Below are 493 nucleotides of genomic sequence, written 5' to 3' on the forward strand. Positions count from 1 at the left end.
GTGTCATACCATCGCCAAGATCCGCTTGGTGGATGGGTATCGACGCGTAATGCGGTACAGGCGATCGATATCCGTCCGGGTGGTGATTTTTGGCGATGGTATGACACTGCCGATGTACTGGTGCCTTACAAGCTGCGAGCTATGGGCATCAGTGAAGCATTCATGGAAGGCGATACATCGTACGCAGCGGCCGAATCCGCATACTCGTCGTTCCTTGAGACGCAGAACGCGTATCGTCAGTATCTGACGGACAGCATCTTCTACTCGAAGATTTTTCCGCTGGTGGCCGTCGTCAACAACTTGTACAAGGACCCGCGCAAACGCGCGCAGACAGGTCACGTTGTCGATTTCCTGTTCAACAAGGGTAATCGTTCGAACCTGAAGCTGCCGCAGCTGCACTGGCATAAGAAGCTTGAGGTGAAGGGCGAAGAGAACATGATGGAGATGCTTGAAATGGCATCGGAGAAGGGCGTGCCTGTTCCGCTTAAGATGT

1 protein-coding gene is annotated in these 493 nt (G+C 53.3%); it reads left to right on the plus strand.

The annotated features are described in order from the left end of the window. Window positions 1–493: hypothetical protein (locus AC1RPN_RS08285; RefSeq protein WP_481763731.1), on the plus strand; the 493-nt coding region annotated here is incomplete at both ends.

This window comes from Dellaglioa sp. CoH-57-MRSF-20, assembly GCF_056781955.1.